Source organism: Flavobacterium gilvum (assembly GCF_001761465.1).
In the GTDB taxonomy this organism is placed as follows: domain Bacteria; phylum Bacteroidota; class Bacteroidia; order Flavobacteriales; family Flavobacteriaceae; genus Flavobacterium; species Flavobacterium gilvum.
Map to the genome: position 1 here is coordinate 1,300,213 of NZ_CP017479.1, position 18,338 is coordinate 1,318,550.

Below are 18,338 nucleotides of genomic sequence, written 5' to 3' on the forward strand. Positions count from 1 at the left end.
AAAACACACACTTCATCGATTAAATACACATTTAAGCGATATTCCTTTATACTTTTGTGCAAAATTTGAAACAATCACAATTTACTTAATATAAATTACTTATGACAACAACTCCGATCATTCCTGCTGTTTTAAAGGGTAAAAAACATTTTGAAATTTTAGATGGACTCAGAGGTGTGGCGGCTGTGGCAGTTGTCTTCTTTCATTTCTTAGAATTTTCAGTTCCGGATTATGTCGATAACTGGATTGCACATAGCTACCTTGCGGTTGATTTCTTTTTCTGTCTTTCGGGCTTTGTAATTGCATATGCCTATGATAGCAGGGTTAAGGAAATCGGAACGCTAAATTTCTTTAAATTAAGATTAATTAGGTTGCAGCCATTAGTTTTTATTGGCGCGTTTATAGGATTACTGACTTTTGTTTTTGACCCATTTAGTTCACTTTATGGGCAATATGGCATTAAGGAAACCCTATTGATGTTTCTTTCGTCAGCCTTTATGATTCCTTATCCGTTGATAACAGAACGTTATTTTAACTTATTTCATTTTAATCCCCCAACATGGTCTTTATTTTGGGAATATATTGCCAATATTTTTTATGCAATCATTCTGTTTAAACTGCACAAAAAAGCACTTTGGTTGTTTACTATAGTAGCCGCTATTCTGCTAGTTTATGTTGGTCATCATTATGAAAATCTTGCTGTTGGCTTTGGTGGTGATAATTTCTTTGGTGGTGGTGCTCGTATATTTTATTCTTTTTTGGTTGGAATATTAGCTTTTAGAAGCAAATGGATCATTAAGTCTAACCTTAATTTTACAAGTTTAAGCATTCTATTGGCCGTTGCTTTTTTTATTCCATTTATAAAAGATCTAAATTGGATTATAGATACAGTGATAGTATTATTTTATTTTCCTTTTTTACTAGCATTAGGAGCTGGAATTGATGTATCAAAAAAAGCAAAAGGAATTTGTAAATTCTCTGGAGAAATATCGTATCCCTTGTATATGATCCACTACCTATTTTTATGGTTGTTTTTAAGTTATGTCGAAGCAAACAAACCCACTTTGATGACAATGCACAGTATAATGGTTATAGGGGTACTACTTTTAATAGCATTTGCCCATTTGATATTAAAATTTGTTGATATCCCCGTCCGTAATTTTTTGAAGAATAAAATGCGTTAAAGAAATCTTTTTTTTCTGTTTTTCGGGAGGCTTTCCTTTGTTATTTTAATGTGTGGTTTAGGAATAAATATAAATAAGATTCTAAGTTTCTGAGATTCTAAGATGCTGAGCTATTTTTAAATTTCATTCTTGTTTAATTACGTAAGCAAACATAATCTTGATCACACATAACGGTTAAACCCGAAATCCAGTCCATTCGCACTATTACTCCTTTTTTGTTGATTCTAAGATCTACAATACCCATGTCGCTTGTGAATCCTGAGTTCTTGTTTCTAAGATCAACATCTCTTAATAAATTATAAGAAGCGTTCATGTCACGTAATCGACGGCAACTCTTTAAGTCGAGGTAAATCAGTTTGTTACCCGAACAATCCAATTTTTCTAAATTAGGATTTTTAAATAATTCAAGTCTCGAAATGGTGTTTCCTGAACAATCCAATTCGACTAATGCTCTATTTTCTGTCGCTTTTAATATCGATATTTTATTTGTGGAACAGTCTACTATTGTTAATTGCGAATTTTGTGAAATGTCAAGTGATGTTAGTTGGTTGTTAAAGCAAATTAATTTTTTCAAATTTTTAAAATCGCTTATTCCGGTTAAGTCCTTTATGTTTGATCCGCTTATATTCAAAACTGTGAGTGTAGAAATTGAATCGGTTTGAACCTTTCCGTCTAAAACATTGTCAACTCCTATTTCGATCAATTTTCTTTCGAAATTGCGATCTGGAATAGTTGTGTATTGGGCAAAAACAGAAGAATAAAACAAAAGAAATACTATTTTTTTCATGGTTATATAAATTTTTATTAATAAAATAAGTAAGAATTTATGATAGCCAAATATAAGGGTATTTCTTATGTTTTGTAAATTTTAAGTGTTAAATTATTAATTGTTAGTGTTTTAATTCGGTTTTCGAATAAGTTTAAGAAAAAAATGCTATTAATTAAGTTTTTCTAGCTTAGTCTCTCCTCCTTTGAAGGGGCTGGCGACTAAAAATAAGCTCTCACAAACGGCATATATGCTTCTGTATATACATGGTCGTTTTCATCAAACAGAACATTATAGGCGATTCCCACAGTGACATTTCCAGTTCGATAACCTGCGCCAAGGAATAAAGCCGTATTCCAGAAATTGTCTGTATAACTGTTTGGACCGTAATACCCAGCTTCATAATGATTATTAACGTAGGATTCGCTCAGGTTTATTGAAAACTGAATTTGCGGAATCGGGTTAATGAATGTTAGTAGACTCGCTCCATAGATTCCAGAATCATAATATCCTGATGAAACATAACTGCCTTGTAAGCCCAAACCAACCGCCAAATAAGGATTTACATTGTAAATGGCACTTGGAGAAATTGAGATGTCGGTATATCCATTGCTGAAATTTAAACCTAAGCCTCCTCCAAATTGTACTTTATCCCAAAATCGGGGCTGATGCTGCATTGTTTGTTGGGGAGCTTGTTGATATTGAGCTATTACGTTTTCGCAAAAAAACACTGCAAATACTACAAAAAGTAATTTTGCTACCGAGAGAAATCGATTTTTTTTCATGTCAATGGCTTTTTTTTAACATATTTTTACGTAAAAGTACGTAAAAAATAGATTCAAATAAATTGCTTTATTGTATTTTTGCCGAACTATTTAACAAAAAGTATATTCAATAAGATTATGGATAGGTTTTCATTTTTAAACGCAGCACATACAGAATTTTTTGCACAATTATACGATCAGTACTTAGAGAACCCAGATAGCGTAGAACCAAGTTGGAGAAGTTTTTTTCAAGGTTTTGACTTTGGAATGACTACTTACAATGATGAAAACCCTGTTCAGCAAATTGTTGAAGTGGCTTCTGGTAACGCAGACTGTAGTTTGGTTTCGGACAAATTACAGAAAGAATTCAAAGTATTGAGATTGATAGACGGATATCGTTCTAGAGGGCATTTGTTTACTAGAACCAATCCGGTTCGTGACCGTAGAAAAAGTTCTCCAACTTTAGATATCGAAAATTTTGGATTGACAACAGCCGATCTTTCTACAGTTTTTGATGCAGCACAGGCAATCGGAAGCAAGCCAAGTACTTTGCAGGAAATTATAGCGCGTCTTCAGGCAATATATTGTCAACATATTGGAGTTGAGTATATGTATATCCGTAATCCTGGCGTTGTAAAATGGATTCAGGATAAATTGGGTGTTAACAATAATCAGCCTAATTTTTCTACAGAAGAGAAAAAGAATATTTTAAATAAATTGAATCAAGCGGTTTCTTTTGAGAACTTTTTGCATACTAAATACGTAGGGCAAAAACGTTTTTCATTGGAAGGTGGAGAATCAATTATCCCAGCTTTGGATGCTTTAATTGAAAAAGCGGCCGAAAAAGGAGTGGAGCAGTTCGTGATGGGAATGGCTCACCGTGGTCGTTTGAACGTTTTGGCTAATATTTTTGGAAAATCGACTCAAGATATTTTTGGTGAATTTGACGGTAAAGATTACGATCAGGAATATTTTGACGGCGACGTAAAATACCATTTAGGTCTTACTGCCGATAAAAAAACCAGAACAGGAAAAAGCATCAATATCAATTTGGCACCAAACCCTTCTCACTTAGAAACTGTAGGAGCGGTAATTGAAGGAATCACCAGAGCAAAACAAGATAAATATTTTGCCGATGATTTCTCAAAAGTTTTACCTATTGCCGTTCACGGTGATGCTGCAATCGCAGGTCAGGGAATTTTGTATGAAATCATTCAAATGTCCTTGCTTGACGGATACAAAACTGGCGGAACAATCCATATTGTAATCAACAATCAAGTTGGTTTTACAACTAACTATCTTGACGCTCGTTCATCTACTTATTGTACAGATGTTGCCAAAGTAACACTTTCGCCGGTATTGCACGTAAATGCTGATGATGCCGAGGCTGTTGTTCACGCAATGTCTTTTGCGTTGGATTACAGAATGGAATTTGGACGTGACGTATTCATCGATTTGTTAGGATACAGAAAATATGGTCATAACGAAGGTGATGAGCCTCGTTTTACTCAGCCGGTTTTATATAAAATCATTGCAAAACATCAAAATCCAAGAGACATTTATGCTGAGAAATTATTGGCAGAACGAGTTATCGATGCCACTTATGTAAATGCTTTGGAAAAAGAATATAAATTAGATCTTGAGCAGAATTTAGAAGCTTCTCGTAAAAAAGATTTGACAATTATTACTCCATTTATGCAAAATGAATGGAAAGGATTTGAGCAGGTTTCAAATGATGTAATGTTGCAAAAAGTAGATACAGCTGTTGAAAAATCAACTTTGGATTCTATTATAAAAACAGTTTCAAGTTTACCATCTGATAAAAAATTCATTAGCAAAATAACAAAAATTGTTACTGACAGAAAATCGGTATATGATAATAATGCTATTGATTGGGGAACTGCAGAAACATTGGCTTATGGTTCATTATTGACTGAAGGTTTCGATGTGCGTGTTTCAGGTCAGGATGTTGAGCGTGGAACTTTCTCTCACCGTCACGCTGTTGTGAAAGTTGAAGATTCTGAAGAAGAGGTAATCTTATTGGACAATATCGAAAACAAAAAAGGGAATTTTAGAATTTATAACTCTTTCTTGTCAGAATATGGAGTACTAGGATTTGATTATGGATATGCATTGGCAAATCCAAATTCCTTGACAATTTGGGAAGCACAGTTTGGTGATTTCTCAAATGGAGCCCAAATTATGATTGACCAATATATTTCTTGTGGTGAAGATAAATGGAACAACCAAAACGGATTGGTAATGTTATTGCCTCACGGATACGAAGGGCAAGGAGCAGAGCACTCATCGGCTAGAATGGAGCGTTACTTACAATTATGTGCCCGTCACAATATGTATGTTGCTGATTGTACAACGCCGGCGAACTTCTTCCACTTGTTGAGAAGACAAATGAAAACTACCTTCCGTAAGCCGCTTGTTGTGTTTTCGCCAAAAAGTTTGTTGCGTGATCCAAGATGCGTATCTCCAGTTGAAGATTTTACTTCCGGACATTTCCAGGAGACAATCGATGATAACACAGTAAACAAAAAAGACGTAAAAACATTGGTTTTCTGTACGGGTAAATTCTATTATGACATTACCGCAGAACGTGAGAAAAACGGGCGTAACGACGTTGCGGTGGTGCGTATCGAACAATTGTTCCCTTTCCCAGTTGATCAAATCAAAGAAATCATTGCCAAATATCCAAATGCCGACGACTATGTTTGGGCTCAGGAAGAACCTAAAAACATGGGAGCTTACAGCTTTATGTTAATGAATTTTGACCTTGTAAAATGGAGATTGGCTTCGTTAAAAGCATATTCTGCTCCTGCATCAGGAAGTTACACTCGTGCAAAACGTCGTCACGCAGATGCTATGAGAATGGTATTTGATAAAAATTTATTTAGATAAAAAAAAAAGAATCGTTTCAGGTTTAAAGTTTCAGTTTTGATACTATTTGAAGCTTTGAATAATTTAAAATTTAAAGAAAAATTGTATGATTTTAGAAATGAAAGTCCCATCACCAGGGGAATCAATCAAAGAAGTTGAAATTGCAACTTGGTTAGTAAAAGATGGAGATTATGTAGAAAAAGACCAGGCAATTGCTGAGGTTGATTCTGACAAAGCAACTCTTGAATTACCAGCAGAAGTAAGTGGAATTATTACGCTAAAAGCGGAAGAAGGAGATACAGTTGCAGTAGGTGCAGTTGTTTGTCTTATCGATACAGATGGTGCAAAACCAGCAGGTGCAGCACCAGTTGCTGAGGCTGCAAAACCAGTTGAAGCTCCAAAAGCAGAAGTAAAAGCAGAAGCTCCAAAAGCGGCTCCAGCTCCAGCTTCGTATGCTGCGGGAACGCCATCTCCAGCTGCCAAAAAAATATTGGATGAAAAAAATATCGCTCCATCTTCGGTTACAGGAACTGGAAAAGCGGGAAGAATTACCAAAGACGATGCTGTAAATGCCGTACCTTCTATGGGAACTCCTACAGGTGGAAACCGTGGTGTTGAAAGAACTAAATTGTCAATGTTGCGTCGTAAAGTGGCTGAAAGATTAGTTTCTGCCAAAAACGAAACGGCTATGTTGACTACTTTCAACGAGGTAAACATGACGCCAATCAACTTGATTCGTAATGAATACAAAGATGCTTTCAAAGCAAAACATGGCGGACTTGGTTTAGGTTTCATGTCTTTCTTTACAAAAGCGGTTACAAGAGCTTTGCAATTGTACCCTGATGTAAACTCTATGATGGACGGTGACCACAAACTTGGATTTGATTTCTGTGATATTTCAATTGCGGTTTCTGGACCAAAAGGATTAATGGTACCTGTTGTTCGTAATGCTGAAAACCTGACTTTCCGTGGAATTGAGGCTGAAATCAAAAGATTGGCTTTGAGAGCCCGTGATGGACAAATCACTGTTGATGATATGACAGGAGGAACATTTACTATTACAAACGGTGGTGTTTTCGGAAGTATGTTGTCTACACCAATTATCAACCCTCCACAGTCTGGAATACTTGGAATGCACAACATTATCGAGCGTCCGATTGCTGTAAACGGTAAAGTGGAAATACACCCAATGATGTATGTGGCGCTTTCTTATGACCACAGAATTATCGATGGACGTGAGTCTGTTGGTTTCTTGGTTGCTGTGAAAGAAGCGTTGGAAAACCCATTGGAATTATTGATGGGCGGAAATGCTAAAAAAGCATTGGAACTATAATCAGAATAAATCTCAAAATACAAATCCCAAATTCCAATTAAGGAGTTTGGGATTTTTTTTATTTTGGAATTTGAAATTTGGAATTTGGAATTTTTTATTTCAAATACAAACAATGATTGTAATAATCGATAATCCCTTTGCCCTGCATCAAAATATCGGCTCCAATGATGCCATGCACCGGTTTTACTTTGTAATGCCCCAAAGCGTCGTTTACGTGCGATAAATCGAAGATTACAAGGTCAAGGTTTTTGTTTTTCCATTTGCCCAATTGCAGTTTGTTTCCAGAAGCCATTTGGGTAAACATTCCAGTTGCTCCGGCACCAGAAGCTTGAGTTTTAGAATTTTCGGCTTTTAGCATAAAAGTTGCAATGCTTTCAAACCCAACACAACTGTTGGATGCGCCTGTATCCAGTATGAAATTTCCTTTTACACCATTGATTTTTGCCTTGATTAAAAGGTGTTGTGTCTTGGTGACTTTGAACTTGATTTTTTTATAATCAACCTTTTTTAATTTTTCGTGCAAATTTTTCATATTGAAGATGACTTTTTGTTAAGTAAAAATAGTGTTATAGGCGTTATGTTCTATGATTTGTTTTGTAAAAAAGTACAAAGAGTCTTTAAGGAACTCCTTTTTTTGGTAATGCCTGTTTTTTCGAGTAATTTTGCTGCATTAAAATTTACACTTGGAAACAAAGGCAACACTTACTGATACCCACACTCATTTATACTCGGAAGAATTTGATGTGGACCGAAACGAAATGATGCAACGCGCCATTAATAATGGTGTTTCCCGTTTTTTTGTTCCGGCGATTGATTCTAGCTGTACCCAAAGTATGTACGACTTGGAACATGATTATCCTAATAATGTGTTCCTGATGATGGGTTTGCATCCTACTTATGTAAAGGATAATTATTTGGATGAATTGCAACATGTTGAAAATGAATTATCCAAAAGAAAGTTTGTGGCCATTGGCGAAATTGGGATTGATTTGTATTGGGACAAAACACATTTGGCCGAACAACAATTTGCCTTCCGAAAGCAGATTCAATTAGCTAAACAATACAAACTTCCTATTGTGATACATTGTCGTGAGGCTTTTGATGAAATTTTCGAAATTCTAGAAGAAGAAAAATCACCCGAATTATTTGGGATTTTTCACTGCTTTACTGGAACCTATGAGCAGGCTTTACAGGCTATATCGTACAATATGAAATTGGGGATAGGCGGAGTGGTAACCTTCAAAAACGGAAAAATAGATCAATTTTTGGGTCAAATAGATTTAAAACATGTTGTTTTGGAAACAGATTCCCCTTATTTGGCTCCGATTCCATATCGTGGCAAACGAAACGAAAGTAGTTATCTAGTGAATGTTGTCGATAAATTGGCTCAGATTTATGGCCTTTCGGCAAATGAAATAGCGGCGGTAACAACCGACAATTCTGCTAAAATATTCAGTATTTAATACCGTTTTTCTTTAACTTTAATATTTTTTTTGTTCTTTTGTCCAACTAAATTGAAAACAAAAATGAATAAATTTGATGCGATAAGGTTTTTTTATGAGTCTGAGGTAAACGATGGCATATTAAAAGTAATTGACCATCCGATGATGAAAGGTTTAATGAACTTTTGTTTTCCGGGCCAAGACGATGAAATTTGGAAAGAACAGCTTCGAAAAACTCATTCTATTCGTGATTTTCAGTGCAACTTTATTTATTATGGAGTGCAACAGGTGTTGGAGAAAAGTTCCGAAGGTTTAACCACATCCGGTTTTGAAAAATTAGAAAAAAACACCGCTTATCTTTTTATGTCCAATCATAGGGATATTGTTTTGGATACTACTTTGCTCAATGCTTCTTTGTTTGAACATGGCCTGGAAATGACGTCATCGGCCATTGGCGACAATTTGGTTCACAAACCATTTTTAAAAATATTGGCAAAACTAAATAGGAATTTTTTGGTACAACGTGGGTTGTCTCCAAGAGAATTGCTAGGTAGTTCCAAATTGCTGTCTGAATATATGTGTCAGTTGTTGCTGCACGAAAACCGTTCGGTTTGGATTGCGCAACGCGAAGGGAGAACCAAAGACGGAAACGATGAAACAAATCCTGGGGTTTTGAAAATGATTGCAATGGGATCTGACGAACCTAATGTAATGGATTATTTTAAGAAAATTAAAATTGTTCCAGTTTCCATTTCCTACGAATATGATCCAACCGATGCCTTAAAAATGCCGCAATTATTGGCGGAAGCCAATAATGAAATCTATAAAAAAGAAAAAAATGAAGATTTCAAGACTTTGTTAAGCGGAATCATTGGACAAAAGAAAAGAATCCACATACATGTTGGCGATATTCTGGACAAGGAAATTGATGATATTATTGCAAATGTAGATACTACGAATAAGCAGGTGCAAGCATTGGCACAAGTAATTGATGATTCTATTTTGAGTAATTACCACTTGTGGACAACCAATTTTATTGCATATGATATTTTGAACGGATCAAATCGTTTTTCTCATTTGTATACAGAAAATGAAAAAATGCTTTTTGAACGACGATTAGAGTTACGAATCGATCACGAGCATCCGGTTGCCAAGCAAGGGTTTTTGGATATGTATGCCAACCCGGTTGTCAATAAACTGAAATATGTTAATGAACTCTAAGCCACAAATTCTTTTGATTTATACCGGTGGAACGATCGGTATGAGAAAAGATTTTGAAACAGGAGCACTCAAGGCTTTTGATTTTGGCAAACTCCTTCACAGTGTCCCCGAATTACAATTATTGGATTGTGATATTGCTACTTTTTCTTTCGGAAATCCAATCGATTCGTCGAATATGAATCCGGAACATTGGGCCGAAATTGCACGAACAATCGAGAACAATTACGATAAATTTGATGGTTTTGTGGTGCTTCATGGTTCAGATACCATGTCGTATTCGGCTTCTGCATTGAGTTTTATGCTCGAAAATCTTTCAAAGCCTATCATTTTTACAGGTTCTCAACTGCCAATAGGGGATTTAAGAACCGATGCCAAAGAAAATTTAATCACAGCAATTCAGATAGCTTCTTTACAGAAAAATGGAAAACCGTTAATCAAGGAGGTTTGTCTTTATTTTGAATACAAATTATATCGGGGCAATAGAACGACTAAGGTAAACGCTGAACACTTTCAAGCATTTATTTCTCCTAATTATCCTTTCTTGGTGGAATCCGGTGTACATTTGAAAATCAACTCAGAATTATTTCTTCCCTCAAATGATGAAGCTACGCTGAAAGTTCACCCTCATTTGGACAACAATGTGGTTATTGTCAAAATGTTTCCGGGAATAAGCGAAGTGGTACTATCCGCTATTTTGAATATTGAAAGTTTAAAAGGAATTGTACTCGAAACCTATGGCGCTGGAAATGCACCGACAGAAGATTGGTTTTTGGAGCTTTTACAAAAAGCTATAAACAGAGGATTGTACATTGTCAATGTTACGCAATGTTCGATAGGAAGCGTGAGTATGGGGCATTATGAAACGAGTACAACTATGAAAAAACTCGGAATTATTTCGGGAAAAGATATAACAACCGAAGCTGCGGTAGCCAAATTAATGTATTTATTGGGTCAAAATATTACTCCATCTGCTTTCAAAAATGCATTCGAAACTTCTTTGAGAGGAGAAATGCAATAATCTTGTTTTTTATTTCCTAAATTCATTTTTTTTAGTGTTCTTTGCACTCCAAAATAATAGAGAGGTGTCCGAGTGGTTGAAGGAGCAAGCCTGGAAAGTTTGTATATGGGTAACTGTATCGTGGGTTCGAATCCCATCCTCTCTGCAAATAAAAACCGTAATCAACTTATAAATAGTGATTACGGTTTTTTAATTTTGGTATTTGTACGATTTTTGTATTGCTAGTTAGTGTAAGGATCAGTTGGATATGAATTTTTCTGTAATATTATTTTCTGAAATCCTTCACATTTGTATGTAGCTTTTACAATTTCGGAGCTAACAATGCATAAGCGCACCAAAGTACAGGAGCCTGTCCGTGCAAATCACCCGTTAAGCCTTCGCGTTTGCGATAATATTCGCTACTGTTGCCTATGTTGGTTCCCTCACAAACTTTGGTAACATCACCATTTTTATCGATATAGTTTGTTGTCAGCGTAATCCAAGCTTTTCGAGCTACAGTTCCGTATTCTTTTTCATTGAGCCAACCTTTTCGTACGCCAACAATCATGGCATAAGTAAACATCGCCGTAGATGAAGTTTCTTCCCACATAGTTTCGTCGTCAATAACCTGTCTCCACATGCCATCTGGCGCTTGATATTTTTTAAGAGTCGCCATCATTTTGAGATAAGCACTCATGATTTTTGGGCGGTCTGCATTGTTTTCTGGCAATGCACGAAGCAATTCCGCCATTCCCACTGCCATCCATCCATTTCCTCTACCCCAGCTGAAGTGAGCCGCCGGAGCATGATAAAATAATCCATTAGGCAATTGAATTGAGTCTAGATAGACTGTCATTTCTTTGGCTGCTCTATTTAAATATTTCTTGTCCTTTGTAGCACGAAATGCCTGCGCCTGAATAGAAGTTATCATAAACATATCGTCTAACCAAATACGGGTTTGCCAAGAATAACCTCCATCAGCCCATTTTTTTTCAGAAGCTTTTGCATCTTGCGGAAGCTCCCACTGGGTGTTCGCATAATGCATTCCCATATCCAAATACTTCTGATTTTTTGTCTGCATATAAAGTTCCAAAGGAAGCGTTCCAAATACATTGTTGTCGACATGGTTTGGCTTTGGCAACAGATTAGCTTCATTTGTAAATAATGGTTGGAAACGGGCTTCAAGTTTATTGAACAGTTCTTTGTTATTTGTTGCTTTTGTAAACCAAAACCCTCCAAGCCAGGTGCAAACATCGGGATACGTGATTTGTGGAGCCGGAAGATGCATCTTCAACGGATTGCCGTAAGTGGAATGCGGACGCGATAAAAATCGTTCGGTAATTTGAATCCCTACCGTCTCAGGGTTTGCTTTTGCAGGAAAGTTTTTAAAACACTTCTGTTGGCTAGTTGCCTGTAAAACAAATAAAAAAACCAGTGCTTTTGCCCATATAATTCCTTTAAAGTTTATTGTTCTTGTCTGTTTCATTTTATCAAATTATGTTGTTTTAAATAGTTTTTGTGTAGCAATTTTTTTCTTTCCGATTATAAATTTGGTGGCTGATTCGTTGGTTTAGTCCCAACTTGTAATTGCAAATTATTCCACTGAACATTCAGTTGATCGTTTCCAGTTTCATCCACTTTTACATTTTTAGCACCTTTACCTAAAGTTTCGTCAATAGTCAGAGCAAAACCTAAAAAAGCAGTATTGATTTCAGAGAGGTTAAAATCTCTTGAATCCCCAGAATAAATAACGAAGTCAATCCATGCTTTGGTACCATCTCTTCCTGTTTCCCATTTTCCTTTCAAATCACCAAATGCTAATTTGTAGGGTTGGATATAAAAGGGTAAATCGCCAGCCATAAATCCAAATGGTTGCAGAATATCGTTTGGCAATTGTAGATTGCTGATGGTTGTGCTGACAGGGAACTCAAATCGAAGTCTCAAATCGCTTGCCTTGAATTGACCATTTTTTATACGATCGATGCTAATGTGTTTATCTCCACCATTTGTAATAAAGTTAATTCCAGCCAGCACTTTGTTTTTATCTTGTGCGCTATAAAAACTTGCCGAACTAAAATCATAAAAATCATGGAGAAGCCTCAGCTGACAATATTGAGGTTTTTTATCGGTTCCCCAATAAATTAGCAAAGGATGGCGCTGGTTCCACAGACTGGCACGATTAGCAGTTGCAATTGCGTATTTTTGAGTCATATAGGCAGTTCCTTTCACTTGTGGTTCGCTGGTGATGAAAACATCCGATTCTGTACGGGGATAGTTTGGCTTCAAGAAATAATGCAATAAATAAGGAGGTATTTTGTGTGTCGTTTTAACATCACCAGTAAAAGAAGGTGCACCTACTTTTCCGCCCGAAGCTTTATAAAGAATTGCCGGAAAAAGAGAATCCACGACAGGACTGTAAGCCCTGCTGTGCGGTCCAACCCATTGCCCTGTAGGCTTGTGGTAATGGCGGGCAATCATATTCCAGCTCAATGAATACAATGAATCTATCTTTACCAAAGCAGATGGTTCTTTGATATGGCGTTGCATTCTGTTTAATTCGTCCAAAGCCACAATTGTATAGGTTGGGCTATTATATTCTTCAAAACCACCTCTTTTTACGGTATAGTCATAGAAGTTGTTCAAACGTTTTTGTGCGTATTGCAGCATCTCTTTCTGGTTAAAAAGTTCGGCTGTCATATAGGTAACATAGGTTCCCATAATGGCAATATTGGTATAAGAAGGCCCAACATTTCGCTTTTGAATGGCCTGTGCTGCCAAAAGTATGGCTTTTTGCATTTTTGGTTTTAAATCAGCAGGAAGTTCGTTCTGGTGTTCCATCCAAATATCCAGCAGACTTACCGCATTGAAATCGGCCCAATTGTAGTCAACCGGTGATTTTTTGGTGGCCAAAGGTTCTTCTTTAAAGTAAGGCCAAACGCCGCGCGTCCCTGAACGCCTAACGGTGTCTTGCAGAGCTATTGTACTTTCTATAATATCAACTGCCTTATTGATGTTTTCCTTTCCTCCATAATCCATCAATTTTATGGCATAGAAAAGCGAAGCTCGTGTGTCATGAAAATTACCGCTGGAAGAATCGGTATGGTAATTCCAACCTTCGATTTTTTTGGTCAGCATTTTTTCTTTGGGGTCATAACTTTTATCAAGTTCTTTTATTGAATTTGACAACCAGGTCTTTTCCTGTTTTGAAAATTTTATTTGCTGAGCATGGCAAGTGCCAATAACTAGCATCATCGAACAGAACAGTTTAACTTGGTGCAATCTGTTTTTCTTGACTTGATGATTTAAAAAAGGTTTTCCAATAGTACCACTTTCATTGTGGATACTTGGTGCTTTTGTTCTAGAAAAATGTAAAATATTCATAATGTAATTGATCAGGTTAAAATTTATTCCTGTTTAAAAAGTTTTGTTTTAGTGATTTGCTTCCCGTTTAATGTCCCCGACTGTATATAAGTGTTGTCCTTTCCTGCTAGTGATATTGTTTGTATTACAAATGTTTTTATTGTCTGGCAAATGAAAAATAATTTACTGGAGATAGATGAGTTTGATTCAATAAAACCTAGTGGAGCAAGGGCGGTCGGCTGTTGACCAAATGCATGTCCAAATAGGAAAGAAAACAGCAATAACCAAGAACTTCTCATACTTCACTTTTTTATTTTGAACCAATATTTATATTTGTCTAAAGACACTCCCAAAATGATTAAATTATTTTTTTTCTGGCAAAGCCTTCTCATCTGATATCTCACTGTTGACCAACTTTCTATATTTATCAACTGAAGCTCCCATACCTTTTGTTAAATGATATTCGGGGCCCGTGTATACAAAAGCGAAGGGTTTGTACAGCGTTGCACAGGAAGGATTACGTTTCTTCAATTCTTCATATTGCTCCCAGTAACTATCATATTTTATAATAGAAGACTTGATTTTAGCCTTGTCGTAAGCACCTGTTTTGTCTCCTTCAAACCCCAGAGCCATAATATTCCAACCTTCGGCAATAATTTTGTGTAACAGCAATCCATATTGGCTGGATACCCTAACATAAGTTTGGTCAGCTTTGTCGCGGATGGCTATTTTGCGACTCAATGATTCGATCGTTTGCCAGATGTTTACTGCTTCGTATTTCTCGGCAACGGCTTTTTGCAACAAACCTTCTTTGTAGTATCTGTCAAATACATGATATAGCATTCCTTCAGAAGTATAGGCTTTACTTTCCCAAGTTGGGTCAATACCACCAAGAAATTCGTCCCGCATCCAAGTAACAGAACCACTATTAAAGGGTAAATCATTGCTGTAGTGTCCTCTTATGACAGCTTTTGCGGAAAGCAAACACAATTCACGGAAACTTTTGCGGGAAGCACCGCTAATTCCGTTTTCGTCCATAAAACGATTGAAAACTTCTTCCTCAGTTTGTGCAGTATTGGCCGCCCAATGAGCAATTACATAAGCATTTAGCTTGCACCAGAATTCGTTACTGATATAAGGGCCAACCCAGCCACCGCCACGGCTCCAGCTCCAAATTCCTTTGAAATTGGGACTGTTCTTAATGTCATTTAGTGATTTATAACCCTTTTGCGGAGTATTGGTTTCAAATTCTTCAAAACCATTAATCACACCATTCATGACATAATTAGGGTAGGATCCTTTTCCTTCGTATTCACGCTGGCATTGCACTTCTACGATTTGAGGATGTTTGCCAAGTGTTAAGGTAGGGTTGAAACCAAAAGTTCTTAGATAGTCGCCTTTTGTATGTTTGATAGAAAATATGAGCTGTGGATGAGGCTCAATACTGTTGACTACTTTTAAGTAATAGTCTGGTGATTCGTGCATCCCGCCAAAAGACCAAGTACGGTAAAATATGGTTTTGTTTCTTTTTACACAGACTTCTTCACGTAAAAGATTTATTAGTTTGATATGGCTTTCTTCTTTGTTGGTAATGGGATTATTGCCCATATGATAAGGAACATTGTTTGTATAAGTTTCGCCGGTGCGAATGACTAATCCGTCCAGATCTGGAAAAGTCTCAAACAATTCGTCCAACATGATTTTGTGGATTTCCAATGTTTTTGGACGTTCAAATGATATTCGGCCTTGACTATCGCAGATTTCATCATGATACAATTCTACTAGTTTTTTTGGCAAAACAATGATGTCGGTAAAGTAATATACTTTTATCCCTGCGGCATGAGCCGCTTTAATATTCTTTTTTACTCTTTCTGCAGCTTTCATGACCCACTCCAATTCTTTGGAACCTTCGGGGAAAATATTAGGATTTAGCTTTTTAAAAGTAATAGCCGCATGAGCAAAGGTGAAATCATTCATAACCTGACCTGTATAACCTTCCTTTGCAAGTACAGTTGGGTCATTAAAAACAGATTGTGTTAATACTTCGCCTGGGTTATTGTGAACCATGTCCAGAATATATAATCCATTTTTCTCCTGTGAAAATGCTTTTGATGATAATGAAACCACAAAAATGATCATTAACATTTTTATTAAACGAATATTCCTGTTTGCGTTACTAATTGTTATTGCCAATTTTCTCATATCATAGTATTTATAAACTTAAAGAAAGAGTCTGAATAGAGATTGTTCGTGCTTGTTTATTTTTTTAATTCTTTGGCTTGTTAAGTATTTTTTACCCATAAATAACAATCTGAATTATTTTGCAATTTAGAATTAATTTTTTATTTCGCTTAACAGAATTGGGAGGACTAACTGTTAGGTTTAGATTGGTGAGTTATTAGCAGGAAGATATATTATTTGCATCAAAACAATACTCATGTATTCTTTTTCATAAAGTTAAAATCAAAGAAAGGCTTGTTTTTCTTATCTTAATTCTAGCAACAAAGGATATTCTGCTTTGACACAGAATACCCTTTATTAAAGAACCAAAAAAAAAATTCACTGTTTAGTTTGGAGTAGCCCAACCTGGATTTTGCTTCAGGTTTTTGTTCATCACAAGTTCATTCGTAGGAATTGGTGAAAGATAATCTCTTGCAGCATTAAATTTGTAAACTCCGTTAGCCATGAAATTCTTAAGTGGATCAACAAAACCGTTTGCATCTAGAACTACGACCGGTTTAGGGGTTATGTTAGTCCATTCAGCTGCATCATATTTAAAACCTTTTGGACGTTTTCCGTCAAATAAGTTATGTGCACGCCATCTTTTCCAGTCACCGCTTCTGTAACCTTCTCCAGCCAATTCCACTCTTCTTTCCTGTCTTACTATCGCCAGAGCGTCTGATATAGGATAGCCATAGTCAGGCCACGATGCATTTACAACCGGTTTCACGCTTGTAAGTGTAGGCATACCCACACGTTGGCGTAATAAATCGATATTATCCGTAAGGCTTGGGAAAGTTCCATTCAATTCAACATAGGCTTCCACATAGTTAAGCATCAGCTCCGGTAGTCTAAAAGCAATACCTGCTACCAGTGGATCTGCATTGTTAATCATTATTGATTCAGGCGTATGCCCTTTCTTTGGTGAAAATCCGGTCACTGCATTTCGAGTAACATCAGTCAAATTCATCTGAGGTAGCGTAAATAACATGTCCTTATAAGGCGGAGTATTATTATTGATCAAATCGCCCGGGATAAATGTACTTTGTTTGAACCTTGGATCAAGCAGGTTTGCCATTTGGGTTAAAGAGGCAGCACCTTTTGTATTCACCACAGCTGGATTGGTAATATCTGTTGATGTTCCATCGTTTTTCAAGTAACTCTTTACCAAATCCAAACTGTACGAGCAGGAACTGTAACCATATAACCACACGATATAGCCTACGTTATTGGTTACTCCTAGTGCCGTAGAATATTTCTTGCTTAAAGTAACTTCCTGAATACCGGCATAATCAAATTGGTTGAAAAGGTTGTAGTAACTCTTTTGCGGTCCCGCGGCGGTATATAACTTGCCTTGGAAACCACCACAATCTGTTTTAAACTGATTGTAGGCATCTATAGCTTTTTGGAAATACTTATTGGCATTTACAGTCGAAGCTGAAGGTTGTCCAGCGTGGTATTTAGCCCAAGTTGCTTCATACAATGCCACACGTGATTTATAGATAAGCGCAGTTTCCTTGTTCAGCCTGTTTACACCAGTAGCCGAACGTAATTTAAGATTAACGATTGCTTTATCAATAAGTGACATAATAGAGTCCACACACACCGCTCTAGGGTCTCTGGCTTTATACAATGCCTCTGTGTCCGTATCCGAAACAACATGAGTATACCATGGCACATCCCCAAATCGCGCAACTAGAGAGTGATACATGTATGCTTTCAAAAAGCAAGCTTCTCCATAAGTTTGTTGAATGGTCGAGAAAGGCGCTGTACATTTTTTGTAGTTATCGAAAAACATATTTATTCCTCGAATATTCGAAAAATCCCATCCACCACCGGTGGTTGGAGTGGTGCTGTTTTCTCCATTCATAAATTTATTGTAACCAGTACCGTTAACCATATTATCTGAATTCTGGTCATCTGCAAAGTAGCCCATCCCTCCGGTACTTAATTGTCCTGGGAGCACGTCGTATTTACCTACAATATAAGAATCCAATTCTTGTGGAGTTTTCCAAAATTCAGTTTGCGATACCTGATCTAGAGGTGCCCTGTCTAAAAAATTCTCATCGCAAGAAGTAAGAGAAAGGAATATACTGAAAGAAGCTCCCAATAGAATGGATCTCTTTATCGTTTTTGTAGTTAATTTATTTATCATGATCGTC

General features: G+C 36.6%; 14 protein-coding genes and 1 tRNA gene. 7 read left to right on the forward strand and 8 right to left on the reverse strand.

Going from position 1 to position 18,338, the window contains the following annotated elements; all coding sequences use genetic code 11:
* Nucleotides 1-101 precede the first annotated feature (101 nt).
* Nucleotides 102-1,184 (forward strand): acyltransferase family protein, encoded by a 1,083-nt coding sequence (locus EM308_RS05500; protein ID WP_035634172.1) that lies wholly within the window; start codon nucleotides 102-104, stop codon nucleotides 1,182-1,184.
* 133 nt (nucleotides 1,185-1,317) lie between these two features.
* On the opposite strand, the gene EM308_RS05505 is transcribed toward EM308_RS05500, so the two are convergent.
* Both EM308_RS05505 and EM308_RS05510 read right to left on the reverse strand, forming a co-directional pair.
* Nucleotides 1,318-1,971: a leucine-rich repeat domain-containing protein gene (locus EM308_RS05505; RefSeq protein ID WP_035634173.1), complete on the reverse strand. Its 654-nt coding sequence runs from the start codon at nucleotides 1,969-1,971 to the stop codon at nucleotides 1,318-1,320.
* 200 nt (nucleotides 1,972-2,171) lie between these two features.
* Nucleotides 2,172-2,735, reverse strand: coding sequence for a hypothetical protein (locus EM308_RS05510; protein WP_035634175.1), 564 nt, complete (start codon nucleotides 2,733-2,735; stop codon nucleotides 2,172-2,174).
* Nucleotides 2,736-2,852: 117 nt separating this feature from the next.
* On the opposite strand from EM308_RS05510, the gene EM308_RS05515 reads away from it, so the two are divergent.
* Together EM308_RS05515 and odhB are read left to right on the forward strand one after the other, a co-directional pair.
* Entirely contained in the window at nucleotides 2,853-5,624 is a 2,772-nt protein-coding gene (locus EM308_RS05515) for a 2-oxoglutarate dehydrogenase E1 component (protein ID WP_035634177.1), read from the forward strand.
* A gap of 85 nt (nucleotides 5,625-5,709) precedes the next feature.
* A complete protein-coding gene (odhB, locus tag EM308_RS05520) occupies nucleotides 5,710-6,936 on the forward strand; it encodes a 2-oxoglutarate dehydrogenase complex dihydrolipoyllysine-residue succinyltransferase (RefSeq protein ID WP_035634180.1) in 1,227 nt (408 codons plus the stop codon).
* 94 nt (nucleotides 6,937-7,030) lie between these two features.
* Here odhB and EM308_RS05525 read toward each other — a convergent pair whose 3' ends face one another.
* Nucleotides 7,031-7,468, reverse strand: a complete 438-nt coding sequence (locus tag EM308_RS05525) for a retropepsin-like aspartic protease (protein WP_035634182.1) — start codon at nucleotides 7,466-7,468, stop codon at nucleotides 7,031-7,033.
* 151 nt (nucleotides 7,469-7,619) lie between these two features.
* Between EM308_RS05525 and EM308_RS05535 the strand changes: the two genes are divergently transcribed.
* The 4 genes from EM308_RS05535 to EM308_RS05550 all read left to right on the forward strand — a co-directional run bounded on the left by EM308_RS05535 (nucleotide 7,620) and on the right by EM308_RS05550 (nucleotide 10,762).
* Entirely contained in the window at nucleotides 7,620-8,399 is a 780-nt protein-coding gene (locus EM308_RS05535; protein WP_035634185.1) for a TatD family hydrolase, read from the forward strand.
* Between the two features lie 63 nt (nucleotides 8,400-8,462).
* Complete coding sequence (locus tag EM308_RS05540) at nucleotides 8,463-9,599, forward strand: 1-acyl-sn-glycerol-3-phosphate acyltransferase (protein ID WP_035634187.1); 1,137 nt, start codon at nucleotides 8,463-8,465, stop codon at nucleotides 9,597-9,599.
* Entirely contained in the window at nucleotides 9,589-10,617 is a 1,029-nt protein-coding gene (locus tag EM308_RS05545; RefSeq protein ID WP_035634419.1) for an asparaginase, read from the forward strand. Before EM308_RS05540 ends, EM308_RS05545 begins: the two co-directional genes overlap by 11 nt.
* Before the next feature lie 58 nt (nucleotides 10,618-10,675).
* Nucleotides 10,676-10,762 (forward strand) — tRNA-Ser (locus EM308_RS05550).
* 156 nt (nucleotides 10,763-10,918) lie between these two features.
* On the opposite strand, the gene EM308_RS05555 is transcribed toward EM308_RS05550, so the two are convergent.
* The 5 genes from EM308_RS05555 to EM308_RS05575 form a co-directional block, all read right to left on the reverse strand.
* On the reverse strand, nucleotides 10,919-12,082 hold the full coding sequence (locus tag EM308_RS05555) for a glycoside hydrolase family 88/105 protein (RefSeq protein ID WP_035634189.1): 1,164 nt from the start codon (nucleotides 12,080-12,082) through the stop codon (nucleotides 10,919-10,921).
* A gap of 56 nt (nucleotides 12,083-12,138) precedes the next feature.
* Entirely contained in the window at nucleotides 12,139-13,977 is a 1,839-nt protein-coding gene (locus tag EM308_RS05560; RefSeq protein WP_051877643.1) for a hypothetical protein, read from the reverse strand.
* A gap of 23 nt (nucleotides 13,978-14,000) precedes the next feature.
* Nucleotides 14,001-14,255 (reverse strand): hypothetical protein, encoded by a 255-nt coding sequence (locus tag EM308_RS05565; protein ID WP_035634192.1) that lies wholly within the window; start codon nucleotides 14,253-14,255, stop codon nucleotides 14,001-14,003.
* Nucleotides 14,256-14,319: 64 nt separating this feature from the next.
* Nucleotides 14,320-16,158, reverse strand: a complete 1,839-nt coding sequence (locus EM308_RS05570; RefSeq protein WP_156101298.1) for a hypothetical protein — start codon at nucleotides 16,156-16,158, stop codon at nucleotides 14,320-14,322.
* A gap of 364 nt (nucleotides 16,159-16,522) precedes the next feature.
* The gene (locus tag EM308_RS05575; protein ID WP_035634194.1) at nucleotides 16,523-18,331 is read right to left on the reverse strand and encodes a RagB/SusD family nutrient uptake outer membrane protein; all 1,809 of its coding nucleotides are present in this window, start codon (nucleotides 18,329-18,331) and stop codon (nucleotides 16,523-16,525) included.
* Between the last annotated feature and the right edge of the window lie 7 nt (nucleotides 18,332-18,338).

What these genes read in the sequence shown, in the direction of transcription:
- EM308_RS05500 (WP_035634172.1), top strand. Translation starts at nt 102, where the DNA reads ATGACAACAACTCCGATCATTCCTGCTGTTTTAAAGGGTAAAAAACAT.
- EM308_RS05505 (WP_035634173.1), bottom strand. Translation starts at nt 1,971, where the DNA reads ATGAAAAAAATAGTATTTCTTTTGTTTTATTCTTCTGTTTTTGCCCAA.
- EM308_RS05510 (WP_035634175.1), bottom strand. Translation starts at nt 2,735, where the DNA reads ATGAAAAAAAATCGATTTCTCTCGGTAGCAAAATTACTTTTTGTAGTA.
- EM308_RS05515 (WP_035634177.1), top strand. Translation starts at nt 2,853, where the DNA reads ATGGATAGGTTTTCATTTTTAAACGCAGCACATACAGAATTTTTTGCA.
- odhB (WP_035634180.1), top strand. Translation starts at nt 5,710, where the DNA reads ATGATTTTAGAAATGAAAGTCCCATCACCAGGGGAATCAATCAAAGAA.
- EM308_RS05525 (WP_035634182.1), bottom strand. Translation starts at nt 7,468, where the DNA reads ATGAAAAATTTGCACGAAAAATTAAAAAAGGTTGATTATAAAAAAATC.
- EM308_RS05540 (WP_035634187.1), top strand. Translation starts at nt 8,463, where the DNA reads ATGAATAAATTTGATGCGATAAGGTTTTTTTATGAGTCTGAGGTAAAC.
- EM308_RS05545 (WP_035634419.1), top strand. Translation starts at nt 9,589, where the DNA reads ATGAACTCTAAGCCACAAATTCTTTTGATTTATACCGGTGGAACGATC.
- EM308_RS05555 (WP_035634189.1), bottom strand. Translation starts at nt 12,082, where the DNA reads ATGAAACAGACAAGAACAATAAACTTTAAAGGAATTATATGGGCAAAA.
- EM308_RS05560 (WP_051877643.1), bottom strand. Translation starts at nt 13,977, where the DNA reads ATGAATATTTTACATTTTTCTAGAACAAAAGCACCAAGTATCCACAAT.
- EM308_RS05565 (WP_035634192.1), bottom strand. Translation starts at nt 14,255, where the DNA reads ATGAGAAGTTCTTGGTTATTGCTGTTTTCTTTCCTATTTGGACATGCA.
- EM308_RS05570 (WP_156101298.1), bottom strand. Translation starts at nt 16,158, where the DNA reads ATGAGAAAATTGGCAATAACAATTAGTAACGCAAACAGGAATATTCGT.
- EM308_RS05575 (WP_035634194.1), bottom strand. Translation starts at nt 18,331, where the DNA reads ATGATAAATAAATTAACTACAAAAACGATAAAGAGATCCATTCTATTG.